The organism is Burkholderia metallica, assembly GCF_001718555.1.
In the GTDB taxonomy this organism is placed as follows: domain Bacteria; phylum Pseudomonadota; class Gammaproteobacteria; order Burkholderiales; family Burkholderiaceae; genus Burkholderia; species Burkholderia metallica.
This window is the reverse complement of the sequence record NZ_CP013401.1, coordinates 959,042-983,957: the sequence shown is the minus strand read 5'-3', so window position 1 is coordinate 983,957 and position 24,916 is coordinate 959,042. Positions and strand designations below refer to the sequence as shown.

Genomic DNA, 24,916 nt, shown 5'->3' with positions numbered 1-24,916 from the left:
ACGGCGCTTTCGCCCTATAACCGTTCATCCACACCACGGACAAGATCATGGAAATCGGACAATACCAACCGAATCTCGAAGGCGACGGCCTGCGTATCGGCATCGTGCAATCGCGCTTCAACGAACCGGTGTGCAACGGCCTCGCCGACGCGTGCGTCGAGGAACTGGAACGCCTCGGCGTCACCGGTGAAGACGTGCTGCTCGTGTCGGTGCCCGGCGCGCTGGAAATCCCGCTCGCGCTGCAGAAGCTCGCGGAAAGCGGCCAGTTCGATGCGCTGATCGCGCTCGGCGCGGTGATCCGCGGCGAGACCTACCACTTCGAACTCGTGTCGAACGAGAGCGGCGCGGGCATCACCCGCATCGGCCTCGACTTCAACCTGCCGATCGCGAACGCGGTCCTGACGACCGAAAACGACGAGCAGGCCGTCGCGCGCATGACCGAAAAGGGTCGTGACGCCGCACGCGTCGCCGTCGAGATGGCCAACCTGACGATGGCGCTCGACCAGCTCGGCGATGACGAGGACGAAGAAGAAGACGAAGACGACGAAGAGGAGCGCGCATGAAGAAGAGCGCCCGCCGACAATCGCGCGAGCTGGCGACGCAGGGGCTGTATCAGTGGCTGCTGTCGAACGCGTCCTCCGGCGAGATCGACGCGCAACTGCGCGGCGCGCTCGGTTACGACAAGGCCGACAAGGAGCTGCTCGATGCGATCCTGCACGGCGTGATCCGCGAGCACGCAACGCTCGTCGAAGCGCTGACGCCGTCGCTCGACCGCCCGATCGACCAGTTGTCCCCGGTCGAACGCGCCGTGCTGCTGATCGCGACGTTCGAGCTCACGCACCACGTCGAAACGCCGTACCGCGTGATCATCAACGAAGCCGTCGAACTCGCGAAGACGTTCGGCGGCTCAGACGGCTACAAGTACGTGAACGGCGTGCTCGACAAGCTCGCCGCGAAGCTGCGCCCCGCCGAAACGCAGGCGCGCCGCAACGGCTGATACCGTTTGTCCGAAACGGGCGCGCATGCGCCCGTTTTTTCTTTCGTCCCGCCTCCTTCGCCCTGCCCGCCCGATGAATACCGCCACCGATTCGCTCGTCAAGCTCGCCGCACGCGTCGACGCGATCCAGCCCTTCTACGTGATGGAACTGATGAAGGAGGCACAGCGTCTCGAGTCCGCCGGGCGCGATGTTATCCACATGGGCATCGGCGAGCCGGATTTCACCGCGCCAGAGCCGGTCGTCGAAGCGGCGGCGGCCGCGCTGCGCCGCGGCGTCACCCAATATACGAGCGCGCTCGGCATTGCGCCGCTGCGCGAGGCGATCGCCGCGCACTACGCACGCGCTTACGGCCTCACGATCAGTCCGGAGCGCATCGTCGTGACGGCCGGCGCGTCGGCCGCGCTGCTGCTCGCGTGCCTCGCGCTCGTCGGGCGCGACGACGAAGTACTGATGCCCGACCCGTCGTATCCGTGCAACCGGCACTTCGTCGCGGCGGCCGAAGGCCGCGCGGTGCTCGTGCCGAGCGGTCCGGACGCGCGCTTCCAGCTCACCGAGCACGACGTCCGCACGCGCTGGAGCGACCGTACGCGCGGCGTGCTGCTCGCGTCGCCGTCGAACCCGACCGGCACGTCGCTCGAGCCGGACGAGCTGAAACGGATCGTCGAAGCCGTGCGTGCACGCGGCGGCTTCACGATCGTCGACGAGATCTACCAGGGACTCAGCTACGATGCGGCGCCGGTGTCGGCGCTGTCGTTCGGCGACGACGTGGTCACCGTGAACAGCTTCTCCAAGTATTTCAGCATGACCGGCTGGAGGCTCGGCTGGCTGGTCGTGCCGCCCGCACTGGTCGGCACGTTCGAGAAGCTCGCGCAGAACCTGTTCATCTGCCCGTCGGCGCTTGCGCAGCACGCGGCGCTCGCGTGCTTCGAACCGGCCGCGCTCGATATCTACGAAGCGCGCCGGCTCGAATTCAAGCGTCGCCGCGATTTCATCGCACCGGCGCTCGAACGGCTCGGCTTCACGGTGCCCGTGATGCCGGACGGCGCGTTCTACGTGTATGCGCACTGCGGCGGCGTCGCGCACCCGGCGGCCGGCGACAGCGCCGCGCTGACGACCGCGATGCTGCACGACGCGGGGGTCGTGCTGGTGCCCGGCATGGACTTCGGTGTCCATGCGCCGCGCGACTATATCCGCCTGTCCTATGCGACGGCCTACTCGCGGCTCGAAGAAGCGGTCGAACGGCTCGCGACGTTGTTCGGGCAGCACTGACGCGCAGCCGGCACGACGGTCGTTCCGTACGCCGCAAAAACGAAAAGGCACCCTGATCGGGTGCCTTTTTCGTTTCCCGCCGGCCGGAGCCCCGCCGTACGTTACCGCCGTACGTTACGCGCCGAGCTCCGAATGGTCGCCGTGCGACTGCTTCGCGGTGTCGACGCTTGCGTCGTCCTGCGGCGATGCGTCCTTCGACGCGGCCGCCTTCACCGACGTCGTGCCGTCGAGCGTCGCATGTACGCGCTTCGCACCGCCCGCTGCGGCCGTGACGGCAGCGGTCGTAACGATCGGCTTCGCGGGCTGGGCCGGCGCCTGCGGCGCATTGATCGGCACGCTGCGGCCACGCGCGACGTCGCGCAGGCGACCGCGCTCGGCCATCACCTTCGAACCGTAGCCGTTGTCGTCCGGGTTCGTCGAGCCGTTGTACATGCGCAGGCCGTTCGCGAGCGAGCCGCCGCGCGCGATGCAGTCCTTCAGCACGAGCGCGCCGACCTGGAGGTTCGCAAGCGGCTGCAGTGCGGTATCGGTGCCGCCGAAATACTCGAACTTGTCGGAATGGACCTTCGACATGACCTGCATCAGCCCCTTCGCGCCGACGCCGCTCTCCGCGTACGGGTTGAAGCCCGATTCGATCGCCATCACCGACAGCAGCAGCAGCGGATCGAGGCCGACGTCACGGCCGGTCTGGAACGCTGCCTTGACGAGCTGGCCGAGCGGCTCCTGCGCGACGTGGTAGCGGCGCGACAGGTAGGTCGCGACGAGCGCCTGTTCGCGATTCGACGCGAGCGCACGGTCGTCACGCGCATCGGCCGCCACGCGCTGGATCGGGATCAGCTTGGCGAGTGCGACGGGCGACGGGCCGTTACGGACCGCATCGGCCGCATCGCCCTGCGTGGCGGCTTCCGGTGCGACGTCGAGGCCGACCGCGAGCGCGTCCGTTTCCGGGCCGTCGTCCTGCTGCGGCTGCGCGCCGGCGGGCGCGAAGTTCGGCAGAGGATGGCCGGTCAGCAGACGGGCCGGCCCGGCTTGCACGGCCGCGGATACGACCGGCATCAGCTTCGCGGCGAGCGTGCCGCGGACGGTTGGCAGCAGCCACAGTGCGAGCGCAACTGCGACGGCCAAACAGCCGACAACGCTGAATAGATGGTGACTGACACGCGTCCCGCGACGCAGCATGCTGCGCACGAACTGCGCATGCTGCTCACTAGGACGCCACGATAACCAAGCGTTCATTCAGATCATCTCCCATGAACATGACTCGTGCGGCTCGCTCAGCTCGGTGGCGAGACAGGTAACGCGCCGCGGAATCACGACGCCGCACGCTTTGGTTGGGGCGTGCAGACATCGGGGAAACGGTATAAGTACCGTTCGAGGCCACGGTGTAAGAGGGCCGGCACCTTCGCACATTGGGCGAGGCGGGCATACGCGGTGGCACCCACGCAAAAAACCAGCGTCTGGTGGCGCTGGCTGAGACTACGACTAAAGCCGTCGGATACGCCGTGCAGGATTCGGCGGACGGTGACGCGCTGCGTCAAAGATCGGTGATTGGCGGCTCGAAGCCTTTTACCCTGCAGCCAATGTGAGCGGATTCTAGCAGGGTTTTATAGATCGTCAACACTATAAAATCTCAAAATCATAACAAAAAGTAATTTTGAATTGCTCTTCAGAACGCAATCCCCGTGCCGTAGGGGGTTTGCGCGCGATCGACTTTTTTCTGCGCCGGGCGGGCTTGCGGCGGCGCGGGTAAAATCGTCGGTCGATTCGGGGCCGCAGCCGGCGGCTGCGCCCGCCCATCGCTGCCCGCCGTGCGGGTGGCCCGGACCTTCTTCATGAAATACAAAGACTTACGCGATTTCACCCAGCGCCTTGAGACGCTCGGCGAACTGCGGCGCGTCACGCAGCCCGTGTCGCCCGTGCTCGAAATGACCGAGCTGTGCGACCGCGTGCTGCGCGCCGGCGGCCCTGCGCTGCTGTTCAACGCGCCGACCGGCTTCGATTTCCCGGTGCTCGGCAACCTGTTCGGCACGCCGCGCCGCGTCGCGCTCGGGATGGGTGTCGATGCGGGCGACGACGCCGCGCTCGATTCGCTGCGCGATCTCGGGCGGCTGCTGTCCGCGCTGAAGGAGCCCGATCCGCCGAAGAGCCTGAGGGACGCCGGCAAGCTGCTGTCGCTCGCGAAGGCCGTGTGGGACATGGCGCCAAAATCGGTGTCGGCGCCGCCGTGCCAGGAGATCGTCTGGGAAGGCGCCGACGTCGACCTGAACCGGCTGCCGATCCAGACCTGCTGGCCCGGCGACGCGGGGCCGCTCGTCACGTGGGGCCTGACGGTCACGCGCGGGCCGAACAAGTCGCGGCAGAACCTCGGGATCTATCGCCAGCAGCTGATCGGCCGCAACAAGCTGATCATGCGCTGGCTCGCGCATCGCGGCGGCGCGCTGGACTTCCGCGAATTCGCGCTGCGCAATCCCGGCAAACCGTATCCGGTCGCGGTGGTGCTCGGCGCCGATCCGGCCACCACGCTCGGCGCGGTGACGCCCGTACCCGATTCGCTGTCCGAGTACCAGTTCGCCGGGCTGCTGCGCGGCAGCCGCACGGAGCTCGCGAAGTGCCTGACGCCCGGCGTCGACACGCTGCAGGTGCCCGCACGCGCGGAGATCGTGCTCGAAGGCTTCATCTATCCGCAGGAAGGCGCGCCCGCCCCCGCTCCGGCCGGTGCACCGCCGCGCCCGGCCGGTGGCGCGTCGGCCAGCTACGAGCACGCGCTCGAAGGCCCGTACGGCGACCACACCGGCTACTACAACGAGCAGGAGTGGTTCCCGGTGTTCACCGTCGAGCGCATCACGATGCGCCGCGACGCGATCTATCACTCCACCTACACGGGCAAGCCGCCCGACGAGCCCGCGGTGCTCGGCGTCGCGCTCAACGAGGTGTTCGTGCCGCTGCTGCAGAAGCAGTTCACCGAGATCACCGACTTCTACCTGCCGCCCGAAGGCTGCAGCTACCGGATGGCCATCGTCCAGATGAAGAAGAGCTACGCGGGCCACGCGAAGCGCGTGATGTTCGGCGTGTGGAGCTTCCTGCGGCAGTTCATGTACACGAAGTTCATCGTGGTCGTCGACGAGGACGTGAACATCCGCGACTGGAAGGAAGTGATCTGGGCGATCACGACGCGCGTCGACCCCGTGCGCGACACGGTGATGGTCGACAGCACGCCGATCGACTATCTGGACTTCGCGTCGCCGGTGGCCGGCCTCGGCTCGAAGATGGGGCTCGACGCGACCAACAAGTGGCCCGGCGAGACGAACCGCGAATGGGGCCGCCCGATCGAAATGGATGCCGCCGTGAAGGCGCGCGTCGACCGGCTCTGGCAGGAGATCGGCCTCTGATGCGATGCGGCCGGCGATAGCCGGCCCGTGGATCGCCACCCGACAAGAATCACGCAGATGACCTTTCCGCCTACCTCCATGTTGTCCGACGGCTTTTTCCTGTCGTTGTCGCTGTGTCTCGACATCGGCCTCGTCAACGTCGCGATGCTGTCGCTGACGCTGTCGCACGGCTTCCGGCCGGGCTTCTGGCTCGGCATCGGCTCGTGCGTCGGCGACCTCGTCTATGCGGCGCTCGCGCTCGCGGGAATGGCCGTGCTGCTGCAGTTCGAGCCCGTGCGCTGGATCGTGTGGATCGGCGGCGGCGCGGTGCTGCTGTTCCTCACGTGGAAGATGGCGCGCGAAGCGCTCGCGCCGGCCAAGGCCACCGGCGACGAAGCGGAAGATACGCCGCAGCCGCGCGCCAGTGCGCGGCGCAGTTTCCTGCGCGGGATGCTGCTCGCGATGTCGTCGCCGAGCGCGATCCTGTGGTTCGCGGCGGTCGGCGGCGCGCTGATCGCGAAAGCCGGCGCGACCACGCCGGCCACCGCATCGGTGTTCCTGTCGGGATTCTTTCTCGGCGGGCTCGCGTGGACGCTCTTCATGTGCACGCTCGCGAGCCAGGGCCGCAAGCGCGCAGGCGCCGGGCTGATGCGCGCGTGTCACATCGCGTCGGCGCTGCTGTTCGCGTATTTCTCGTACAGCGTGATCGTCGGCGGCTACCGCGACCTGATCGTGCACGCGGTGTAATCGAACCCCGCCCGCACGGGCCGCGCGCCGATATCGGCGATAGCGCCCAAAAGAAAAACGGCGCAGCGCCCCTGTCGGGACGGTGCGCCGTTTTGCCGCGCGCGGTCAGGCCGCGCGGGACGAATCAGCGACGCCAGTAGCCGTGATGGCCCCAGCCGCCGTAACCATGGCGCCAGTACGGGCGGCCATAGTAGCCGCCGACGACCACGGCAGGCGGCGGCGCGTAGTAGGCCGGCGCCGGTGCGTAATAGACGGGCGGAGGCGGCGGCGCGTAGTACACGGGCGGCGGCGGTGCATAGACGGGATAAGCGGGCGCGACCGGGATGCCGATGCCGACCCCGATCGACACGTGAGCCTGAGCAGCGCTTGCGGCACCCAAGCCCAGCGCGGCGGCGGCGATGAACGGAATGAGCTTTTTCACTTCGATTCTCCTGCTGGAGCGGTAATTTATGCGCTCCTGTCGGCAACGGCGGGCGTGCACGTCGCATGGAAGCAATGTAGCGAAAACCCGCCCTTCGCGTATCGTGCATTTGTTGCAAATTGCAATTGCACGCGGCCGGAGCCGCGCTGCGGGGTCGTTCGCAGCAGGGCCGGCGACCCTTGCCGGTCGCGCGATTCCGTCCGACGAGAGGGATCACCCCATCCAGGCCGGTCAGTCTTACCGGATACGGCGCACGCGACGGGCCCGTGACCGTAATGAACGATTACAAATTTGAGACAAGATCCCGACATTTCAAGCGGGGGTCGGGCCGGGCAGTTTCGGGGTCGAATTCCATGATCGCGAATCCGCCGACGCCGGGCGCCGACGCTCGCATCGGTCGCGCCGTAATCGGCCGCGCCGTCATTCCTGAGATACTGGCCGTTGCTTCGTTTTCGCTTACGCCCGCTGCCATGTCCGTTCCCGATACCCCCCGCCTCGGCTTCATCGGCGCCGGCCGTCTCGCGCGCTGCGTCGCGCAGCGCTTCGCGCAGGCCGGCTTTCCGGTCGTCGCGATCGCGAGCCGCACGCCCGCGTCGGCCACGACCCTCGCCGCGCGCATCGACGGCTGCCGGGCGGTCGACACGCCGCAGCAGGTCGTCGACGCCGCCGACCTGATCTTCCTGACGGTACCCGACGACCATCTCGCGTCGACCGCCGCGGCGCTGCACTTCGATCCTTCGCGCGCCGCGCAGCAGGCGATCGTTCATTGCAGCGGCGCGTCGGCGGTCGCGCTGCTCGATCCGGCGAAACGGCAACGCGCGGCCACCGGCGGCTTCCATCCGCTCTACCTGTTCGGCGGCACCGATGCCGACCTCGCCCGCATCGACGGCTGCTCGGTCACAATCGAAGCCGACGGCGCATTGCACGCCACGCTGATGCGACTTGCTGCCGCACTCGGCTGCCATCCGCTGTCGATTCCGGCCGGCGGCCGGATGCTCTATCACGCGGCCGCGCACTACGCGGCGAGCTTCGCGCTGTGCGGGCTGGCGGAAGCGGTCGAACTGTGGCGCGGCCTCGGTTTCGACGAGGACGCCGCACTGCGCGCGCTGCTGCCGATGCTGGCCGGCACGATCGAGACCGCCCGCGACAAGGGGCTCGCGAACGCGCTCTCCGGCCCGGTGTCGCGCGGCGACACGGGCATCGTCGAGCGCCAGCTCGCGCTGCTCGAGGCGCGCGGCGGCGATCACGCGACGCTGTACGCGCTGCTGACGCGCCGCGCGGTCGCGCTCGCCGCGCAGCGCGCCACGCCGCCGGCGACGCTGCCGGCGCTCGCCGAAGCCGTCGAAACGTCGCTCGCGCGCATGGCCGTGCCCCCCTCCCCGTCGCGAGACGAGGCGTGATAAGGTGTCGGCCGATGCGCCGCCATCCGGCGTTGGCGGCCGCACGCTACTGACCGTATAAAAAAGGATGCCAACGATGTTCGGCGAGATCGCCCGTTTTCTGCTCAATACCATCTTCACGCTGTTCGGCGCCGCGCTGATCCTGCGCGTCTGGATGCAGGCCGTCCGCGTGCCGCCGTACAACCCCGTCACGCAGGCCGTGCTGCAGGCGACCAACTGGCTCGTGCTGCCGCTGCGCCGCGTGATCGCGGGCGTGCGCGGCATCGACTGGGCCAGCGTCGTCGCCGCGCTGCTCACCGCGCTCGTCTACGTCGTGCTGATGGTCGTGATGGCCGGCTTCGATCCGGCCGCGGTGATCGCGACGCTCGTCGTGGTCGCGCTGCTCACCGTCGTGAAGTGGGCGCTCAATCTCGTGATCTGGATGACGATCCTGATGGCGCTGCTGTCGTGGCTCAATCCGCGCTCGCCGGCCATGCCGATCCTCTACCAGCTCACCGCACCGTTCCTGAACCCGCTGCGCCGCGTCATCCCGAATCTCGGCGGCATCGACCTGTCGCCGATCCTGCTGTTCGTGATCGTCCAGGTGCTGCTGATGATCGTCACGCGCGCGGCCGTGTCGCTGACGATGTTCGGCATCTGACGCAGCCGCACCCTACGCCGCCGGCCCTTGTGCCGGCGGTGCCGCGCCAAGCGTGTCGATCACGCCGAAGTGCGCGGGCATCATCGCGTAGCACACGCGCACCTTCTCGTGCGACAGCCGCTCGAGCAAGCGCTGCGCCTCGTCCTCGGTGACGATGAATTCGACCTCGATCGCGAGCGACCCCTGCAGTTCGAAGAAGCGGTCCTCGTGCAGCACGCGGTGCTGACCGAAACCGGCCATCGCGCGAAACGCGGACCCGCCCGCGACGCCCATCCGGTTCGCCTCCTCCAGCAGCCATTCCCACAGCGGCTTCCAGTGCAGCCGGTGCCGCTCGTGCACGTAGAAGCGCAAGAAGACCTTGTCCATCGCTCCCTCCGATGGCGGCGCGCTCAGGCCGCCGCGAGCCACGCGCGCGCGGTCCACATGCCGAGCGCCGTCAGCGCGAACGATCCAGTCAAGTGTAGGGCAGCCACCGCAAACGCCCATCCGAATTCGCCCTGCAGCGCATGCGTCATCACTTCGACCGAATAGGTCGAGAACGTCGTGAGGCCGCCGAGAAAGCCCGTGATCACGAACAGCCGCCACTCGGGCGGCAGGCCTACGCGCATCGTGAACACGACTGCGGCGATGCCGATCACGTAGGCACCGATCAGGTTCGCGGCGAGCGTGCCGAGCGGCACGGCAGGAAAGAACGCGTTGAGCGCGAGGCTCAGGAACCAGCGCAGCAACGCGCCGAGGCCGGCGCCGACGAAGATCGCGACGATCGAATAGAACAAGGGCGCTCCCGGTCGATGATTCGGCTGAAATCAGCCGCCGCCCCGCGGCTTGGCGGGGCCGTGTCCGTGTCCTCCGTCCGGACGCGCGTGGTGCGTTCGCGGCGGCACTGGGTGAACTGTATGCGGATTCGCCACGCGCCCGCAACGACGTCGGGCGGCTGGACGGCGGGGCGTTCGGGTCGTCTCGCCCGCCGGCGGGCTCACGCGCGTTGCCAGGCTGCGTCGAGCACCTTCAGCGTCGCCAGCGCACCGCCCTTCAAGCCGATCACGTCCGCCCGGCGCGCATGCGCTTCGCGCGCGTTGATGCGGATCACGTCGGCGCCGAGCCGCTCGCTAAGCAGCCGCACGGTCGGGATGGCGGTACCCGCGCCGATTTCGACCACGACGACGCGCCCGGCCCGCGCGATCCAGTCTTCCAGCGCACGCTCCTGCGCGTCGTAGCGCGCACCGAGCCAGCCGCTGTCGCCGAACATCAGGATGTTCGGCCGGGCAAGGCCGCCGCAGTGCGGACAGCGCGGCATGTCGCCGACGAGGCGACACGTGGCTTCGTCGACTTCCGGCGCGAACGACGCCGCATCCCACGTGTCGTCCGAACACGGGCGCAGGCACTGCATCGCATGGATCGACCCGTGGATCTCGACGATCCGCTCCGGATCGAAACCGGCCTTCTGGAACTGGCCGTCGACGTTGCTCGTCAGCACGAAGCCGCTGTTCGGCATCGCGTCGATCCAGCGGCGCAGGATTGCGAAGCCCGCATGCGGCACCGTCGCACGATAGAGCGCGAGGCGATGCCCATAGAAGCCCCATGCGAGCGGCGAGCGCGCTCGGAACGCGTGCGGCGACGCGATCTCGTGGAATTCGAAACGCTCGTGGCGCAGCGCCGGATACGCGCGCCAGAATCCGTCCGTGCCGCGAAAATCGGGCAGCCCGGAATCGACGCCGATACCGGCGCCGGCGGTCACGAGCAACGCGTCGGCGCGCGCGAGCGCGGCAACGGCGGAGGCGACGAGCTCGGGGGGCAGGTGCGCGGTGGCGGCGTCAGCGTCGGCGTTGGCGGAGTCGGGAAACGGCATGATGGGGCGGAGGTAGCGTCGAACGAAGCGCGGGAATCGTCGCGATCATACGCCGGTTCGCGCGCAGCGCGGCGTGCGCGATGCGACGCCATGACGTGATGCTTGCCTCGCCTCAAATAGTGCGGCCGCCGACACGAAACGAGGCACCGCCGGCCGTCTCAAGGCCCACCCCCTCGCGGCCTGTTCAGTGATCCGAATCGTCCTGCACGACCGGAATCTCGTCGACCGAGAAATAGACCGTCTTGCCGAGCCGCCGCGCAAGCGTGACATCCGCGTCGGCCCCGCGCGACGCACCGTCGATCCGCCACACCGCATCGCAACGACGCAGCAGCCGGTGCGCGGCCGGATACAGGAACGCTTCGCTGATCGCATCGCCGACCTGTCGCGACCCGGCCGCGACGGCGAGCGGCAGCGACACCCACTCACCGATCATCGGCACGTGCCCGCGGCGATACACGGCGAGCGCCGCCGCCTCCAGCCGGTGCAGGTTCGCGGCGATGCGCGCGGGGTCGCCGTCCGTGCCGCTGCGATAAGGGCCGGCGACCAGCACGAGCAGCGGCGTCATGCCGTGCGCACGTCGGCGGTTTCCCGCAGCGCGACGTACTGGAGCAGCATGATCGTCTTCGCATCGACGATCTCGCCGCGCTCGATCGCGTCCAGCGCCGCCTGCAGCGGCATCTCGACGACCTCGAGATCCTCGCCCTCTTCCGCGACGCCGCCGCCTTCGCCGGCGCGCAGCGACGCATCGTATTCACCGACGAAGAAATGCAGCTTCTCCGTCACCGAGCCCGGGCTCATGAACGCTTCGAACACCTTGCGCACGCCACGCACGCGATAGCCGGTCTCCTCTTCGGCCTCGGCGCGGATGCGCACTTCGGGCGTCGCGTCGTCGAGCAGGCCGGCCGCGGTCTCGAGCAGCATGCCGTCGTGCCCGCTGACGAATGCCGGCATCCGGAACTGGCGCGTCAGCAGCACGTCGCCCGTATCGGCATGACGCAGCAGGATCGTCGCGCCGTTGCCGCGATCGTAAGTCTCCCGGCTCAGGCGCTGCCACGTCCCGTCGCGACGCAGGAAATCGAACGTCACCTTCTTCAGCACATACCAGTCATCGGACAGCACCGTCGTATCGACGATGCGGACCCGGTCGCGTGTTGCAGCCATTCCGGCCTCCCGTTCGACAAAAGACGGGGCCCATGGTAACGTGCATATTCGTGCAACTTCAAGAAAATTCGTGCAACCGCGATGCTGACGACACAACGCAAGAAAGCGATCCTCGACGCACTCGCGCGCGACGGCCAGGTGCTGGCGGTCGAGTTGAGCGCGCAATTCGGCGTATCCGAAGACACGGTCCGCCGCGACCTGCGCGAGCTCGCGGCCGAAGGCCTGCTGCAGCGCGTGCATGGCGGCGCGCTGCCGGCGTCGCCGGCCGTTGCGCCGTTCGCGCAGCGCGAGGCGCTCGAGACGGCCGAAAAACGGCGCATCGCGCGGCGCGCCGCGGCGATGATCGCGCCCGGACAGGTGGCGATCGTCGACGGCGGCACGACTTCGGCGCTGCTCGTCAGCCAGTTGCCGGCCGATCTGCGCGCGACGATCGTCACGCACAGCCCGAGTGTCGCGGTCGCACTCGCCGCGCATCCGTCGATCGACGTGATCCTGATCGGCGGGCGGCTCTACAAGCATTCGATCGTCGCCGTCGGCGCGGCGGCCATGGAAGGCATTGCGCGCATCCATGCGGACCTCTACTTCATGGGCGTCACGGGCGTGCATCCGGTCGCGGGGCTCAGCACCGGCGATTTCGAGGAAGCGGCGATCAAGCGCGCGCTGGCCGAACGCGCGGCCGAAACGGTCGTGCTCGCGTCGCAGTCGAAGCTGCGCGCGGCATCGCAGTTCGTGATCGGCGAAATCACGCTGGCGCATACCGTGGTGGTCGAAAAGGAAACCGCCGCCGAATTGACGACGCCGATCGAGGCCGCGGGGGTGACGATCGTGCGCGCGTAGTGGGGGGTGCGGCTGCGCTGGACGGGCTGGATCTGTCGGATCTGCGGGCGCGCGATGCCCCGAACACGCTGTAACACCACCGTCGAGCCCACCCGCCTTCATCGCCCCCCCCTGTCAGCGGGCTGACAGTATCCGCTTGCTAACATGGGCACCCGCCCAACCGCCACGCACCGCCCGTCCGATGCCTCCGCCCTCCGCCGCCCCTTTCCCAACACCGCCTGCGGGCGATGCACCGCCGCCCGGCGTCCTCGCGCTGTTCATCGCGTTCTCGCAGATCGGCCTGACCAGCTTCGGCGGCGGGCTCAGCGGCCGGATGATGCGCGACTTCGTGTACGAGCGACGCTGGCTCGACGAGGAGGCGTTCCTCAACGGTCTCGCGCTGTCGCAGGCGCTGCCGGGCGTCAACGTGAAGAACCTCGCGATCTGGATCGGCTACCGGCTCGCCGGATGGCGCGGCGCGGTGGCCGGCTTCACCGGCATCATCGCGCCGCCGGCCGTGCTGATCGTGCTGTTCGGCATCGCGTTCTCGACCCTCACGCGCTTTCCGCTCACGCATGTCGCGCTCGCAGGCGCCGCGGCCGCGGCGATCGGGCTGTCGATCTCGATGGCGATCACCGCCGTGCGCCGGCTGCCGCGCCGCGCACTGCCGTTCGCGGTGATGGCGCTGACCTTCGTCTCGGTCGCGGTGCTGCACTGGCCGCTCGTATGGACCGTGCTGGTCGGCGGCACGCTGAGCGTCGCACTCGAATACCGCCGTGCGGCCGCGACACCGACCGGGAGCGACACGCGATGACTGCGTCGCAGCGCTACGCCGCGCTGTTCGGCGTGTTCGCGCCGCTGTCGATCGCGACGATCGGCGGCGGACAGGCGATCATCGCCGACATCCAGCGACAGGTCGTCGACGTGCATCACTGGATGACCGCCACGCAATTCGTGAACGACTTCGCGATCGCGCGGATGGCGCCGGGCCCCGGCTCGCTGCTGGCGACGTTGATCGGCTGGCAGGTGGCCGGCTTCTGGGGCGCGGTGATCGCGACGCTCGCGCTGTTCGGCCCGACCGCGTTCCTGATCTACGGCGTCGCGCATCTGTGGCGCCGCCACCAGGGCGCGCGCTGGCAGATCGCGCTCGAAGCCGGCCTGCGCCCGGTCGCGGCCGGCATGATCCTCGCGTCGGTGTGGGTGTTGCTGCAGGCGCTCGACGGCGGCTGGGCCGCTCGCGCGATCGCGGTCGCGTCGACGCTGTGCGTGATCTATACGCGCGTTCATGCGCTGCTGCTGATCGCGGTCGGCGCGTTGTTGCTGGTCGGCATGCATGCGCTCGGCATGTAGCCGGCACGGAATGTGCGACGGCGATGCGATGCGATGCGATGCGACAGCGTGGCACGCGCCGGCAACCGCGAACGACGCAGCCGATACCGGTGCCTTTCACCGCTTGGATGTCCGGCTCGCACGACACCTCGCCTACACCCCGCGAAACACCGGCGCGCGGCGCTCCGCAAACGCCCGCAGCCCTTCGTCGAAATCCGCGCCGGCGCACGCGTGCCGGCGCAGCTCGGCGATCCGCTCGAACGCGTCGGCCGGCAACGGTCGCGCGTCCTGCAGCACGCGCAACTGCTCCTTCACCGCATACACCGCGAGCGGCGCCTTCGCGGCGATCGTGCGTGCGACGTCGAGCGCCGCCTCGTCGACGCCGCCGGCTTCCGCCAGCCGGTTCACGAGCCCGTGATGCGCGGCGCGCTCCGCGTCTAGCGGCTGCGCGCAGAAGAACATCTCCTTCAGCACGTGGATCGGCAGGTTGTCGTGGAAACGCAGCAATCCGCTCGTCGAATACGGCAGGCCGATGTTCGCCGGCGTCATCGCGAAACGCGCGTCGCGCGACGCGACCACCAGGTCGCAGCTCATCACGAGATCGACCGCGCCGCCCCACGCGGACCCCGACACCGCCGCGATCACCGCGCCCGGATAGGTCCGCACGCGGCGCAGCGCACGTTCGAGCGGCTTGCCGTACGCGAGCGGATCGCGATCGTCGGCCAGCTCACGCAGGTCGTGCCCCGCGCTCCACACGTCGCCGCTGCCGTCGTTCGACAGGATCACGACGGGCGGCGGACGGTGCGCGGCCAGCGTATCGAGTCGCGCGACGAGCGCATCGAGCAACGGTGCGTCGAGTGCATGCCGTCGCGCGGGATTCGCGAACCGCACGCGCGCGATCCGTTGGCCGATCATGTCGACCGTGACGTTCGACGCTCGGTCGTGTTTTGTCGTATCGCTCATTGCGCGGCCTCCACCGGCGCTTCGGCCTGAAAGATCGCGCGCGCGGCCAGCAGCGCGTCGATCGTATCGTCGTCGTAGCCGGCTTCGCGCAGCACGTCGACCGTATGCTCGCCGAGCAGCGGCGGCGCATGGCGCGTGCGCGGCTCCAGCAGTTCGTCCCCCATCCCGCCGAGCGGCGTGACGACCTGCCGCAGCGTGCCGAGCGTCGGATGCGCAACCGGCTCGACCAGCCCGCAATGCGCGAGTTGCGGATCGTCGAACACTTCGTCGAGCGTATTGATCGGCCCGGCCGGCAGCCCGGCGTCGACGAAACGCTGCGTCCATTCGCGCTTGCCGCGCGTGCGCAGCCGGCTTTCGAGCAACGCTTTCAGTTCGTCGCGGTGCGCGACGCGTGCATCGTTGGTCGCGAAACGCGGATCGTTCGGCAGCTCGGGCAGATCCAGCAGCTGGCACAGCCGCAGCCACATGTCGGTCGTGATCGGCGCGAGATTGAGCGGCCCGTCGGCCGTCTCGAACACGCCGTACGGCGCGATCACCGCATGCGCATTGCCGGTGCGGCGCGGCACGTCGCCGAGGCTCAGGTAGCGCTGCCCGTGCACGCTCAACAGCGACACGAGGCTCTCGAGCAGCGACGTGCCGACATGCTGCCCGCGCCCCGTCCGCTCACGCTCGAACAGCGCGGCCGTCACGCCGGTCGCGACCCATATACCCGAGCTGAGATCGCCGATCGCCGTGCCCGTGCGAGTCGGCTCGCCGTCGGGGAAACCGGTGACGCTCATCAGCCCCGCATAGCCCTGCGCGATCTGGTCGAAGCCCGGCCAGTCGCGCAGCGGCCCGCGCGGGCCGAACGCGGTGACGCTGCCCATCACGAGCCGCGGATCGCGCGCACTCAGCGCCGCATAGCCGAGCCCCATCGCATCCATCGTGCCGGCTTTGAAATTCTCGATCACGACGTCGGCCTGCGCGATCAGCCGGCGCACGACGTCGAGACCGGCCGGTTGCCGGAAATCCACGCAGATACCGCGCTTGTTGCGGTTGCAGGACAGGTAGTACGTGCTCACGCCGCGATCGAACGGCCCCCATGCGCGGCTCATGTCGCCGTGCGGCCCCGACTCGACCTTGATCACGTCGGCGCCGAGATCGGCGAGCACCATCGAGCAGAACGGCCCCGACAGCGCGCGACTCAGATCGACGACCCTGATTCCTTGTAATGCCTGCATTCCGGACTCCTGATATTGATGATGAGGTGTAGCTCGTTCCCGAACGATCGCGGCGCGCCGCTCATTCGGGCAGCGTCTGGTGGCGCGTTTCGACCGCGAACGGCAGGATCAGGATGCCGAGCCCGAACACGGCCGCGGTCCATGCGACCGGCACGCCGAGCGATCCGTAGCCGTGAATCGCGGCGCCGAGCAGGAAGTTCACGCCCGCGCCGATGAAGCGGCCGACCGACGCGTTGAACGCGAACGCGGTGGCGCGCACGCGTGTCGGGTACTGCTCGGGCAGCCACAACGAGAAGATCGCGAAGTTGCCGCCGAAGAAACCGAGGAACGCGAGCGACACCATGAACGCCGTGAGCCCGTTCGGCTGGTAGAACGCCCAGCCGAACGCGAACACGATCGATGCGGCCATGCCCGCGAAATACACGCCGAGCGCGGTGCGCCGGCCGAGCCGTTCGGACAGCCACGGCGCGACCAGGCAGCCGGCGATCGTCGCGCACGACAGGATCGCCGCGCCGACCGACGCGAGCCGCATTGCGCCGATGTGGTCGATGCCCGCGCGCGCCGCCAGCGTGCTGACCGCGCTCGCCTCGTAGACGGAGCCGGCCCACAGCCCGACGATCGCGACGCCGACGAGGCTCGCGCTCGTCAGCGTGCGGCGCAGGAACGCCGGCGCGAAGATCTCGCGCAGCGGATGCGCACGCTTCGCCTGCGCGGCGTCGCCGTCGCGCGCATCGTGGCGGCGCCACTGCCCCGGCTCCTTCACGCGCATCACGGTGAACACCGCGAGCAGCGCGGGCGCGAGCCCGCACAGGAACATCGCGCGCCAGCCGTAGGTCGCGCCGATCGTATAGTTCAGGCACGCCGCGATGAAGAAGCCGAAGTAGTAGCCCGTCTGCAGATAGCCGGCGCCCATCTTGCGACGGTCCTCCGGCCAGCTCTCGGCCACGTAGGTGCCCGCGAGCGCCCATTCGCCGCCGACGCCGATCCCGGCGATCAACCGGCACGCGGCCAGCGCCCACACGTCGTGCACGAACGCGGCCGCGCCGGTGAACACCGAGTAGATCAGGATGCTCGCGGCGAGCGTGCGCACGCGGCCGAAGCGGTCGGCGAGCGGCCCCCAGATGAACGACAGCCCCCAGCCGATCAGGAACAGCGCGAACAGGATCGAGCCGTACATCCCGAGATTCGCGGGCGTCGCCGCGATGCCGGACGCCGGCAGCAGTTCGGTCAGCGCCGGAATCAGCACCAGCGCGTAGATCACCGAATCCACGCCGTCGAGCACCCAGCCCGCATACACGGCCCAGAAGCCCTTGACCTGCTCGCGCGTGAGCGGCGTGCGCCGCGGCTTCGCGCCGGCGGCGGGCGCGTCGATCGCCTTGAACATCTTCGTCTCCTTGCCGGCGTGGGCCGGCGCTTTCGCCGCGTCCGGTCCGGGATGGCCGGCAGTCGGGCTCTTTTGTGAGACGAGTATAGAAACCCTATCGATCGCAGAAAAATATGATATTCATCTTGCTCGATCGGATTGGCTTATGGCTTGAATCGGGAGACGGCGACGATGGACTTGAGACAGTTGCGCTATTTCGTGAAGGTCGTCGAATGCGGCAACGTCACGCATGCGAGCGAGGCGCTGCACGTCGCGCAGCCGGCGGTGAGCCAGCAGATGCGCAATCTCGAACAGGATCTGGGGATGCAGTTGCTCGAACGCAGCGTGCGCGGCGTCGCGCCGACCGCCGCCGGCCGCACGCTGTACCGGCACGCGCTCGAACTGCTGCGTCAGGCCGACGGCACGCGCGAGCTGCTGCGCCGCGACGCCGACACGCCGCAGGGCCGCGTGACGGTCGGCATGCCGTCGAGCACCGCGCGCGTGCTGGCCATTCCGCTCGCCCGCGCGGTGCGCGACCGCTTTCCCGGCATCATGCTGGAACTGATCGACGCGCCGAGCGCCGATCTCGACACGCTGCTCGAACGCGCGCGGCTCGATCTCGCGATCGTCGTCGATGCGGTGGAAACGCGCGGCATCGCAGTCCACCGGCTGCTGACCGAGACGCTGTACCTGATCACGTGGCCCGGGTTTCCGGTGCCGGACGATCCCGTGCCGCTCGACGCGATCGCGCGGATGCCGCTCGTGCTGCCGAGCGCGCCGAACACGATCCGCAACCGGGTCGACTGGGCGATGCGCGAGGCCGGGTTGTCGTACGAAATCAGCTTCGAGGCGAGCTCGACCGGGCTGCTGTTCGCGGCCGTGATGGCACAGCTCGGCGTGACGATCCTGCCGTGGACGGCCGCGCACGTCGAGATCGAGGAGCGCAAGCTCAAGCTGTCGACGGTCGCGCACCGGCTGTTCGCGCGCGACCTGTCGCTGTGCTGGCACGATACGGCGCTCGTCAGCAACGCGGTGCTGAAGGTGAAAGCGGAGATCGTCCGGCTGTTCGACACGCTCGGGCAGCGGCCGGAGTGGGCGGCCGGCAATGCCGGCCGTGCGTGAGCGGCGCAGCGCGGGCACGTGCCGCGCGTGGTTCTTTCGCATGGCGCGTGCTCAATTTCTTCGTCGCGGCGATGATGCTCGGCTTCGCGGTGCGTTTCGCGATCGACGCGCTTTAAGGGTCAGCGGTCGGACATCGATACCGTACGAAACACGTCGCGCGCGCCGGCATGAAGCTCGAAGCCGATGCCCGGCCCCTGCGGCACGCGTGCGTATCCCGCGTCGACGGTTTCGCCATCGGCGAGCCCGCTAAACGGATGGAATGCGAACGGACTGACTTCCGCGCCGCCGAGCCCGAGCGCCGCGACGACGTGCAGCGAGAACAGGTGGCCGCCGTGCGGCCAGAACGCGTCGCGCCGCCAGCCGCGCGACGCGAAGTGTTCGACGATCTGCAGATAGCCGGGCAGCCCGTAGCAATGCACCGGGTCGAACACGAGCACGTCACGGTCGTTTCGCAAGCCACCGTAGCGGTCGAGCAGCTTCGCTTCCGCGAGCGAGAACAGCGCCTCGCCGGCCGCGATCGGCGCTGCGTAGCGCGTGGCGAGGTGTGCCTGAAGCGGCAGGTCGAGCGGGTCGCAGACGTCCTCGAACCACCAGAGATCGAACGGTGCGAGCATCGCGGCGGCCGCGTCGACGGTCGTCGCGTCGTACGTGTTCATCGCGTCGACCGCAAGATGCGAGCTGTTTGCCAGGTGCGCGGCGGCGGCTTCGATGCGGCGGCGGTCCTGATCGAAATCCGTGCCGCCGATCTTGATCTTCGCGTGCGTGTAGCCGAGATCGGCGATGCGGCGCATCTCGTCCGACAGCCGCGCGAGATCGTCATGCGGATAGCGGTAGCCCCCGCCTGCGTACACGCGCACGCGCGGCGACGCCGTACGCTCGAGCCGGTCAGCGAGAAAGCGATGGAGCGGCAGGCCGGCGATTTTCGCGGCGGCATCCCAGATCGCCATGTCGAGCGTGCCGACCGCCACGCAGCGTTCGCCGTGTCCGCCGGGCTTTTCGCCGGCCATCATCGTGCGCCATGCGCGGAACGGATCGAGGTTCGTGCCGGCTTCGTCCGCGAGCGTGTCGGCGGCGGCCAGCAGGCGCGGCGCGAACCGTTCGCGGATCAGGCCGCCCTGCGCGAAGCGGCCGATCGATGCGTAGCCGTAGCCCGTGACGGGGCGGCCGTCGCGCACGACGTCGGTGGTGACCGCTACGACACTCGTCGTCAGGCCGCCGGACGGGATCGCCGGATCGGCATAGCGGGGGACGGGAATCGCTTGCTCGTGGATCGCGGTGATGCGCATGGTCGGGGTTCCGGGAAAACGGTCGGTGTTCGCGGGTCATGCTCGCATGGCGGCCGGCGCGACTGCCGGATCGCTGCATCATAGGCGCATGCGCGAAGTCACGCAGGCTCGCGACCGTCGTGCAATTCGATCGGCAGCGGCGGAATCGTGCCGCTCCTTACCGCATCGGCGTATGGACGCGATCGCTGCCTGCGGCGTGCGGTTCGTCGAACAGCACGCCCGGTACTGGGGCATGAATGGTCGTGAGACGGGCCTGGTGGCTGGCCCCAAGCTACGCCGCGTCGCGATGCTGTCGATCGAGGGCGTGATCGGCGGGATGGCCGAATCGGCCGGGCATGCGACCACGCTCGACGCGTTGTTTCCGAACTGGAACTTCCGAACTGGAACGAGTGCTGTTGAGCCGAAATTCCTCGCGGGTCATCCCGGCAGCAACCCCTGTTCGTTGGTATCGGCCGAAGGGGGCGGTTCAATGCGCCGGAACGACCGGCGCCTTTTGCGCAGGTCGTTCCGGTCAACCGATCAACGTGCTCAGGCGAAGACGAAATACTTGCGCACCGTTTCCACCACTTCCCACGTCCCTTTCATGCCGGGTTCGATCACGAACACGTCGCCGGCTTTCAGGTGCACGGCCTTTTCCCCTTCCGGCGTGATGATGCAGTAGCCCTCGAGGAAGTGGCAGTACTCCCATTTCTCGTAGTTCACCTCGAACTTGCCCGGCGTGCAGATCCAGGTGCCCATGATCTTGCTGCCGTCGTTCGAGACGTAAGCGTTGAGGTTCACGGTGTGCGGGTCGCCGCCGATGCGCTTCCACTTGGTCGCATCGAGGACCGGGGTCGGGCAGGTTTCGCGCAGAACGGTGATGAAATCGGACATGTCAGCTCCAGAGCAACGATCGAATGAGAGGACTGTCACGTTAGTGCGAAAGGGCTGTCGCGACTTGTATGGGTCCGACATCGACTCGTCTATTTTCGACACCGGCTCGTCTGCAAGCGCGCTTCCCTCTGCCTCGGGCGAAACGGCCCCCAGATTTGCATATTCAACCAATCGAGCAAATTGCGTTGACGAACCGCGTCTTTATCCGCTTCAGGGTAGACGACAGCACGTGCGAATACCCTATTACCTCGGCAGCTATTCAATTGTCCGCTTGCGGATCGGCATAATGCCAAATGACCATCCCCCACGCCGTGCGCTGCGGCCCCGGCATAGGCGCTCCGGCCTCGACATGAACCGAATCTGTCACGGCCGGGCTTTGCCAGTAACCGGTGCGCGGACAAGGCTCTCCGGGCAGCACCCGTAGCCTCGGTTGCGCGACGTGCGTGGGGAAGTAGGTTTCCTCCTCCGCTGGAATGCTGCCATCACGGTAGCGCTTGTCCTCCCACAGCAGCCGCCAGCGCACCACATGTTCGTCGTTCGTACCTTCTAACAGGTACTTGTGGGCAATACTGCCTTTGAGGAAGTAGCTCGGACAGCCCACCTTGCCGGACGGAAACCACGGCTCCCAGATACCCTCGACAGGAATCTCCTGATCGCTGTAAATCTCACCGCTTGCGGATTCGTTCTTCGGTGGACAGGGAGGAAGCGATGCGGGATAGGTGCGACCGGGCGGCCAATACCGCCATGCAGGCAGGGGCGCATTTTCAAACATGGATTCATAGGTCCAGTGCTCAAATACCCGGGTCCCGCCATCCGCACGTGTTCCGTATGCAAGCATCCCGGTATAACCGAATCCGACCGTGCACTTGAGCGCGTAGCAAATCAATCTCTCGATCCATACTCCCTCGGCGAACCCGGTGGCATACACCGGGTCCGAAAAGTTGGTGTCCTTCAGTCCCAGTGAATGAAAAAACAGATCGTATTTGCGACCGATTTCAAGCGCGCTCCGTCCAAACAACAGGTCGCCACCCTGCTGGCTTCCTATGCGGTCGGCTGCCCAAGACGAGGAGCAAACGCAGTGTATGCCGCTGGTTACCGGTTATATGACCCGCAAATCACGAAGACAACAGCGGCGGCTCGCTACCGAAGGCTCCGGTAGCACCGCCTACCCATTGTGTTCAATTTTTCTTCGCATATGCGAGTTGTGGATTTGACTAGCCTTGGCAATCCGACGCGATAACTTTCCGACCTCTCTTACGAAACCAAACGATTAATTTCCTCCACTCGATTGCCGCCCCTCCATCTCCACCAATTCATCAAATATCCGTTGCGTTTCCTGATTTTTATAATCTAGAAGTGCCACCGGATTTACAATTCGAAGGAGCGGCGAAGGTCTACCGTGCATTGGCCGCCCCTTCTTCACCTCAATACGTCCATGCTTTTCAAGTACGAGCTTTACATTGGGCCAATGCTCATCCTTTAAAAGGACTGATCCCTCGTCGTCATCGCCATGCTGCCGAAGGTAAAAATATCTCATCGCACGTCGGGCAACCCGTTCCAAAAGTATGCTTGATGGACTATTTGAATATACAGACAATTTGTCCGAAAACGTGCGTGCCGAGATGAAATCCTGGACTCTCTCCCGCTCTCGCTCAATCACCGCGCCATTTTCCGAACGAATTTCCAGAACGTCCAATTCCGGAATGCTACTACCAAAGGTTGTTGACGGAGAAACAACCAATGTCCCGACTCTAACATTAGTAAATTCAACTTGTGAAATATTAGCGTCAGAGACATCTAGCCGACTTGCATTAGACTCAGCAAACACGCCTTCCGGTGAGTCTCCGGCAAAAATTGCGTCGATTACAGTTAAATAATCTAGGCGATCAATGAGCCCCAAAGAAAATGCAAGAATAAGGATCGCCCCTCCATTGGTCGCCAAACTATCAGCAGAAATATCGGTACTAACCACTACCGAAAGAAACTCCGCAGCCTTTCTTGCCCTGCTCTCGTTATTCGCAAAAACCTCAGCGAATACTTCTAGATGCTCGCCGACTACGGCTGACCGCCGCAGAACCATCGGAACAGAACGAGACGCCAAAGTCTTGAGAAGCGCTCCGCCCAAAAAATAATATTGAAGTTCAGTGTGTGTGAACTTGCGTCGCTCCTTGGTCAACGTTGGCTCAAGTAACGCGAAGCTTCCGGCCTTATGCGATAGCTTTCTAATTTGCTTCTCGTCAAGCACTTCCTCGAAGCAGTACTGGATTAGGAATGCAAGGTGATCGACTTCGATAGAGTCGGTTTCCCGTGCTGCCATTTCAAGGGCAATTTCTTGAAACAAACTAGTCAACGCCGGCTCAATTTCAGTGGCCGTAACGCCACCCAATTGTTGAGCAATCAACTTGGACTCACGCCGGACAAAGCTTTCAGCTAGGAACGTTCGCGGCCCCGTGTCCAAGACATTCATCCAACCACCAGCTTCTCCTAGCGACCGAAGGAAGAAAGGACGCAACGCATAGCTGCCCTCGTGCAGGATATCCGCGGTAATATCCGCCTCAATATCTGTAGTCTTCCAATTGGCAGCTTTAACGAGCCAATGCTTGGCTTCGGCGGATGATATAGGTTGGATGTGTCCCATGCGTAGAAGAACGCCACCATCCGCGCGTTCTATTCGCCGCAATAGTTCTTGTTCCTCAACAAATGTATCTCGGGCTGCGAGGATCATTGCGCCACCGCTACCGACGTCGTCGATGAATTCCTTAAGTGCACTCCATGCATCCTCATATCCATCCGCGTCGACAAGCTCATCAAACCCGTCGATAGCAGCCACCAACAAACCATGCCTTACGAGTATTGGCACCTGCCGTGCTCCGAACGCTGCTCCCATTTCTTGAGTCGTAGCGGCAAGAACATCGCGAAGATTTGATAAACGCCGGCCTCGGCTCGATATATGGAGCACTGGCGGGACAACGTCTCCGCGCGCACATTTCGCTGCTTGGCCGCGGGCGAGCTGCTCAATTTGAAATGTCTTGCCAACTCCGGCTGGGCCATCCAATAAAACTAGAACAGTCTTCTCAGAGCCAGCTCTGACGCTATCTGCCAACTCAACGGATGTCGCCACTACGCCGTCGAGTTCGATATTCGAGGGCATTGCAAGAATGCTAGTTTGCCTGTCGAAGAGGCGACGCTGTGTCTCGGCGAATTTAGCAATATTGGCAAATTCATCGGAGGCGAGAAGCGATCGCATATTTGGGTATGTTCTATCGCGATGCTTTGCTGTGATGATCCTCGTTTCTGGATTCATTTCGTAGACGACGTCGCGCCCATTGCGGATCAAGCTAATTCGACTCTTTCCCTGAATACGCTTAATCTTTTGCTCTGTGAATGGGTCAGCAAAGTCGATGATGTCCTGCCACAAAGATTGTTGTTCATTCATATCTATAGCTTGTATGTGAGGCCCGCGATATTCAGATGCTTGCTCTCGTCCTCGCGAGTCACTCTAAACACGTAGGTCGGCAAGCCCCATTGCTCAGCGACGATAACCCCAGGCAGAAGATCATCGTCATCTCCGACAACAATCGCCATCGAGTCTGGCCTCTGGCCACGTTTAAAATTCCGGCTTTCCGTGCGGCAATAACTGAGAAGATCCGAAACGAGTGCAGTGTCAACCATTTTCTGTTGATCGCCGCCCCCTTCGCGATGACGAAGCGTATCAAATAGTGGGAGGCGCTGACCACCGCAACTCAGAATGTTGCCGTATTCCACATCTGCGAGAAATGAGATTTTTTTGCCTACAACTGGACGCAATTTAGGAACAGCATCTTCCCAAGCCCTCCGATCCAAAGTCTCCGTCTTCCCGCTATGCCAACCGTGATAGATTCGGTTCTTGACAATTCGAATTTGCTGACCTGGTTCGATGTCGCTTAGCTTGGCGGCGACACGTGATTGAAGTTCCGAAAAGCACTCCTCCACGTTTGACACTCGATCCTTCAGCGTTACTTTTTGCTCGTCGGACGACTTCCATTTCGGTCGAACAATTCGCCTAGCGCTGTCCCAATCAATAAACGTGTATGCAGTAATCATAGGCACTT

26 protein-coding genes are annotated in these 24,916 nt (G+C 65.9%); 11 read left to right on the top strand and 15 right to left on the bottom strand.

The features are described from left to right. Positions 1-47 precede the first annotated feature (47 nt). From ribH to WJ16_RS04400, 3 genes are all read left to right on the top strand, one after another. Positions 48-563, top strand: coding sequence for a 6,7-dimethyl-8-ribityllumazine synthase (gene ribH, locus WJ16_RS04410; RefSeq protein WP_006476661.1), 516 nt, complete (start codon positions 48-50; stop codon positions 561-563). Next, entirely contained in the window at positions 560-997 is a 438-nt protein-coding gene (gene nusB / locus WJ16_RS04405) for a transcription antitermination factor NusB (protein ID WP_021157083.1), read from the top strand. The genes ribH and nusB overlap by 4 nt, the downstream gene beginning before the upstream one ends. Before the next feature lie 73 nt (positions 998-1,070). Then, a complete protein-coding gene (locus WJ16_RS04400; RefSeq protein ID WP_069256010.1) occupies positions 1,071-2,267 on the top strand; it encodes a pyridoxal phosphate-dependent aminotransferase in 1,197 nt (398 codons plus the stop codon). A gap of 114 nt (positions 2,268-2,381) precedes the next feature. Here the strand turns inward: WJ16_RS04400 and WJ16_RS04395 are convergent, their stop codons facing one another. Further along, the gene (locus WJ16_RS04395; RefSeq protein WP_069256009.1) at positions 2,382-3,503 is read right to left on the bottom strand and encodes a transglycosylase SLT domain-containing protein; all 1,122 of its coding nucleotides are present in this window, start codon (positions 3,501-3,503) and stop codon (positions 2,382-2,384) included. A gap of 596 nt (positions 3,504-4,099) precedes the next feature. Between WJ16_RS04395 and WJ16_RS04390 the strand changes: the two genes are divergently transcribed. Continuing rightward, a complete protein-coding gene (locus WJ16_RS04390; protein WP_069256008.1) occupies positions 4,100-5,656 on the top strand; it encodes a UbiD family decarboxylase in 1,557 nt (518 codons plus the stop codon). Positions 5,657-5,713: 57 nt separating this feature from the next. Beyond that, positions 5,714-6,382, top strand: coding sequence for a LysE family translocator (locus WJ16_RS04385; protein WP_069256007.1), 669 nt, complete (start codon positions 5,714-5,716; stop codon positions 6,380-6,382). A gap of 124 nt (positions 6,383-6,506) precedes the next feature. Here the strand turns inward: WJ16_RS04385 and WJ16_RS04380 are convergent, their stop codons facing one another. After that, entirely contained in the window at positions 6,507-6,803 is a 297-nt protein-coding gene (locus WJ16_RS04380; protein WP_006488565.1) for a hypothetical protein, read from the bottom strand. A gap of 470 nt (positions 6,804-7,273) precedes the next feature. On the opposite strand from WJ16_RS04380, the gene WJ16_RS04375 reads away from it, so the two are divergent. Next, on the top strand, positions 7,274-8,203 hold the full coding sequence (locus tag WJ16_RS04375; RefSeq protein ID WP_069257953.1) for a Rossmann-like and DUF2520 domain-containing protein: 930 nt from the start codon (positions 7,274-7,276) through the stop codon (positions 8,201-8,203). Positions 8,204-8,279: 76 nt separating this feature from the next. Further along, positions 8,280-8,843 carry a YggT family protein gene (locus WJ16_RS04370; protein WP_027788138.1) on the top strand — a complete coding sequence of 188 codons (564 nt, stop codon included), beginning with the start codon at positions 8,280-8,282 and terminating at the stop codon, positions 8,841-8,843. Between the two features lie 12 nt (positions 8,844-8,855). Here WJ16_RS04370 and WJ16_RS04365 read toward each other — a convergent pair whose 3' ends face one another. The 5 genes from WJ16_RS04365 to WJ16_RS04345 form a co-directional block, all read right to left on the bottom strand. Next, a complete protein-coding gene (locus WJ16_RS04365; protein WP_069256006.1) occupies positions 8,856-9,209 on the bottom strand; it encodes a DUF190 domain-containing protein in 354 nt (117 codons plus the stop codon). A 23-nt stretch (positions 9,210-9,232) separates the two neighbouring features. Further along, positions 9,233-9,619, bottom strand: coding sequence for a fluoride efflux transporter CrcB (crcB, locus tag WJ16_RS04360; protein ID WP_069256005.1), 387 nt, complete (start codon positions 9,617-9,619; stop codon positions 9,233-9,235). Positions 9,620-9,819: 200 nt separating this feature from the next. Beyond that, positions 9,820-10,692 (bottom strand): SIR2 family NAD-dependent protein deacylase, encoded by an 873-nt coding sequence (locus WJ16_RS04355; RefSeq protein ID WP_069256004.1) that lies wholly within the window; start codon positions 10,690-10,692, stop codon positions 9,820-9,822. Between the two features lie 184 nt (positions 10,693-10,876). Further along, positions 10,877-11,257, bottom strand: a complete 381-nt coding sequence (locus WJ16_RS04350; protein ID WP_069256003.1) for a DUF4406 domain-containing protein — start codon at positions 11,255-11,257, stop codon at positions 10,877-10,879. Then, on the bottom strand, positions 11,254-11,853 hold the full coding sequence (locus WJ16_RS04345) for an NUDIX domain-containing protein (RefSeq protein WP_069256002.1): 600 nt from the start codon (positions 11,851-11,853) through the stop codon (positions 11,254-11,256). The genes WJ16_RS04350 and WJ16_RS04345 overlap by 4 nt, the downstream gene beginning before the upstream one ends. A gap of 81 nt (positions 11,854-11,934) precedes the next feature. On the opposite strand from WJ16_RS04345, the gene WJ16_RS04340 reads away from it, so the two are divergent. The 3 genes from WJ16_RS04340 (at position 11,935) to WJ16_RS04330 (ending at position 14,019) form a co-directional block, all read left to right on the top strand. Further along, positions 11,935-12,690 (top strand): DeoR/GlpR family DNA-binding transcription regulator, encoded by a 756-nt coding sequence (locus WJ16_RS04340; RefSeq protein WP_069256001.1) that lies wholly within the window; start codon positions 11,935-11,937, stop codon positions 12,688-12,690. A gap of 181 nt (positions 12,691-12,871) precedes the next feature. Beyond that, positions 12,872-13,483, top strand: coding sequence for a chromate transporter (locus tag WJ16_RS04335; RefSeq protein WP_069256000.1), 612 nt, complete (start codon positions 12,872-12,874; stop codon positions 13,481-13,483). After that, positions 13,480-14,019 (top strand): chromate transporter, encoded by a 540-nt coding sequence (locus WJ16_RS04330; protein ID WP_069255999.1) that lies wholly within the window; start codon positions 13,480-13,482, stop codon positions 14,017-14,019. Before WJ16_RS04335 ends, WJ16_RS04330 begins: the two co-directional genes overlap by 4 nt. 132 nt (positions 14,020-14,151) lie before the next feature. Here the strand turns inward: WJ16_RS04330 and scpB are convergent, their stop codons facing one another. The 3 genes from scpB to WJ16_RS04315 all read right to left on the bottom strand — a co-directional run bounded on the left by scpB (position 14,152) and on the right by WJ16_RS04315 (position 17,565). Next, positions 14,152-14,961: a methylmalonyl-CoA decarboxylase gene (gene scpB, locus WJ16_RS04325; RefSeq protein WP_069255998.1), complete on the bottom strand. Its 810-nt coding sequence runs from the start codon at positions 14,959-14,961 to the stop codon at positions 14,152-14,154. Then, positions 14,958-16,181 carry a CaiB/BaiF CoA transferase family protein gene (locus WJ16_RS04320; RefSeq protein ID WP_069255997.1) on the bottom strand — a complete coding sequence of 408 codons (1,224 nt, stop codon included), beginning with the start codon at positions 16,179-16,181 and terminating at the stop codon, positions 14,958-14,960. Before WJ16_RS04320 ends, scpB begins: the two co-directional genes overlap by 4 nt. 61 nt (positions 16,182-16,242) lie before the next feature. Next, entirely contained in the window at positions 16,243-17,565 is a 1,323-nt protein-coding gene (locus WJ16_RS04315; RefSeq protein ID WP_069255996.1) for an MFS transporter, read from the bottom strand. Positions 17,566-17,736: 171 nt separating this feature from the next. On the opposite strand from WJ16_RS04315, the gene WJ16_RS04310 reads away from it, so the two are divergent. Next, on the top strand, positions 17,737-18,666 hold the full coding sequence (locus WJ16_RS04310) for a LysR substrate-binding domain-containing protein (protein ID WP_069255995.1): 930 nt from the start codon (positions 17,737-17,739) through the stop codon (positions 18,664-18,666). A 119-nt stretch (positions 18,667-18,785) separates the two neighbouring features. Here the strand turns inward: WJ16_RS04310 and WJ16_RS04305 are convergent, their stop codons facing one another. The 5 genes from WJ16_RS04305 to WJ16_RS34645 all read right to left on the bottom strand — a co-directional run bounded on the left by WJ16_RS04305 (position 18,786) and on the right by WJ16_RS34645 (position 24,908). After that, positions 18,786-19,952 carry a mandelate racemase/muconate lactonizing enzyme family protein gene (locus tag WJ16_RS04305; RefSeq protein WP_069255994.1) on the bottom strand — a complete coding sequence of 389 codons (1,167 nt, stop codon included), beginning with the start codon at positions 19,950-19,952 and terminating at the stop codon, positions 18,786-18,788. Positions 19,953-20,480: 528 nt separating this feature from the next. Continuing rightward, positions 20,481-20,825 (bottom strand): cupin domain-containing protein, encoded by a 345-nt coding sequence (locus tag WJ16_RS04300; RefSeq protein ID WP_069255993.1) that lies wholly within the window; start codon positions 20,823-20,825, stop codon positions 20,481-20,483. 259 nt (positions 20,826-21,084) lie between these two features. After that, entirely contained in the window at positions 21,085-21,843 is a 759-nt protein-coding gene (locus WJ16_RS32845) for an Imm72 family immunity protein (protein WP_236858181.1), read from the bottom strand. Between the two features lie 252 nt (positions 21,844-22,095). After that, positions 22,096-24,261: an NACHT domain-containing protein gene (locus WJ16_RS34650; RefSeq protein ID WP_157126720.1), complete on the bottom strand. Its 2,166-nt coding sequence runs from the start codon at positions 24,259-24,261 to the stop codon at positions 22,096-22,098. 2 nt (positions 24,262-24,263) lie between these two features. Beyond that, positions 24,264-24,908 carry a hypothetical protein gene (locus tag WJ16_RS34645; RefSeq protein ID WP_157126719.1) on the bottom strand — a complete coding sequence of 215 codons (645 nt, stop codon included), beginning with the start codon at positions 24,906-24,908 and terminating at the stop codon, positions 24,264-24,266. Positions 24,909-24,916 lie beyond the last annotated feature (8 nt).

What these genes read in the sequence shown, in the direction of transcription:
- ribH (WP_006476661.1), top strand. Translation starts at nt 48, where the DNA reads ATGGAAATCGGACAATACCAACCGAATCTCGAAGGCGACGGCCTGCGT.
- nusB (WP_021157083.1), top strand. Translation starts at nt 560, where the DNA reads ATGAAGAAGAGCGCCCGCCGACAATCGCGCGAGCTGGCGACGCAGGGG.
- WJ16_RS04400 (WP_069256010.1), top strand. Translation starts at nt 1,071, where the DNA reads ATGAATACCGCCACCGATTCGCTCGTCAAGCTCGCCGCACGCGTCGAC.
- WJ16_RS04395 (WP_069256009.1), bottom strand. Translation starts at nt 3,503, where the DNA reads ATGAACGCTTGGTTATCGTGGCGTCCTAGTGAGCAGCATGCGCAGTTC.
- WJ16_RS04390 (WP_069256008.1), top strand. Translation starts at nt 4,100, where the DNA reads ATGAAATACAAAGACTTACGCGATTTCACCCAGCGCCTTGAGACGCTC.
- WJ16_RS04385 (WP_069256007.1), top strand. Translation starts at nt 5,714, where the DNA reads ATGACCTTTCCGCCTACCTCCATGTTGTCCGACGGCTTTTTCCTGTCG.
- WJ16_RS04375 (WP_069257953.1), top strand. Translation starts at nt 7,274, where the DNA reads ATGTCCGTTCCCGATACCCCCCGCCTCGGCTTCATCGGCGCCGGCCGT.
- WJ16_RS04370 (WP_027788138.1), top strand. Translation starts at nt 8,280, where the DNA reads ATGTTCGGCGAGATCGCCCGTTTTCTGCTCAATACCATCTTCACGCTG.
- WJ16_RS04365 (WP_069256006.1), bottom strand. Translation starts at nt 9,209, where the DNA reads ATGGACAAGGTCTTCTTGCGCTTCTACGTGCACGAGCGGCACCGGCTG.
- WJ16_RS04355 (WP_069256004.1), bottom strand. Translation starts at nt 10,692, where the DNA reads ATGCCGTTTCCCGACTCCGCCAACGCCGACGCTGACGCCGCCACCGCG.
- WJ16_RS04350 (WP_069256003.1), bottom strand. Translation starts at nt 11,257, where the DNA reads ATGACGCCGCTGCTCGTGCTGGTCGCCGGCCCTTATCGCAGCGGCACG.
- WJ16_RS04345 (WP_069256002.1), bottom strand. Translation starts at nt 11,853, where the DNA reads ATGGCTGCAACACGCGACCGGGTCCGCATCGTCGATACGACGGTGCTG.
- WJ16_RS04340 (WP_069256001.1), top strand. Translation starts at nt 11,935, where the DNA reads ATGCTGACGACACAACGCAAGAAAGCGATCCTCGACGCACTCGCGCGC.
- WJ16_RS04335 (WP_069256000.1), top strand. Translation starts at nt 12,872, where the DNA reads ATGCCTCCGCCCTCCGCCGCCCCTTTCCCAACACCGCCTGCGGGCGAT.
- WJ16_RS04330 (WP_069255999.1), top strand. Translation starts at nt 13,480, where the DNA reads ATGACTGCGTCGCAGCGCTACGCCGCGCTGTTCGGCGTGTTCGCGCCG.
- scpB (WP_069255998.1), bottom strand. Translation starts at nt 14,961, where the DNA reads ATGAGCGATACGACAAAACACGACCGAGCGTCGAACGTCACGGTCGAC.
- WJ16_RS04320 (WP_069255997.1), bottom strand. Translation starts at nt 16,181, where the DNA reads ATGCAGGCATTACAAGGAATCAGGGTCGTCGATCTGAGTCGCGCGCTG.
- WJ16_RS04315 (WP_069255996.1), bottom strand. Translation starts at nt 17,565, where the DNA reads ATGTTCAAGGCGATCGACGCGCCCGCCGCCGGCGCGAAGCCGCGGCGC.
- WJ16_RS04310 (WP_069255995.1), top strand. Translation starts at nt 17,737, where the DNA reads ATGGACTTGAGACAGTTGCGCTATTTCGTGAAGGTCGTCGAATGCGGC.
- WJ16_RS04305 (WP_069255994.1), bottom strand. Translation starts at nt 19,952, where the DNA reads ATGCGCATCACCGCGATCCACGAGCAAGCGATTCCCGTCCCCCGCTAT.
- WJ16_RS04300 (WP_069255993.1), bottom strand. Translation starts at nt 20,825, where the DNA reads ATGTCCGATTTCATCACCGTTCTGCGCGAAACCTGCCCGACCCCGGTC.
- WJ16_RS34650 (WP_157126720.1), bottom strand. Translation starts at nt 24,261, where the DNA reads ATGAATGAACAACAATCTTTGTGGCAGGACATCATCGACTTTGCTGAC.
- WJ16_RS34645 (WP_157126719.1), bottom strand. Translation starts at nt 24,908, where the DNA reads ATGATTACTGCATACACGTTTATTGATTGGGACAGCGCTAGGCGAATT.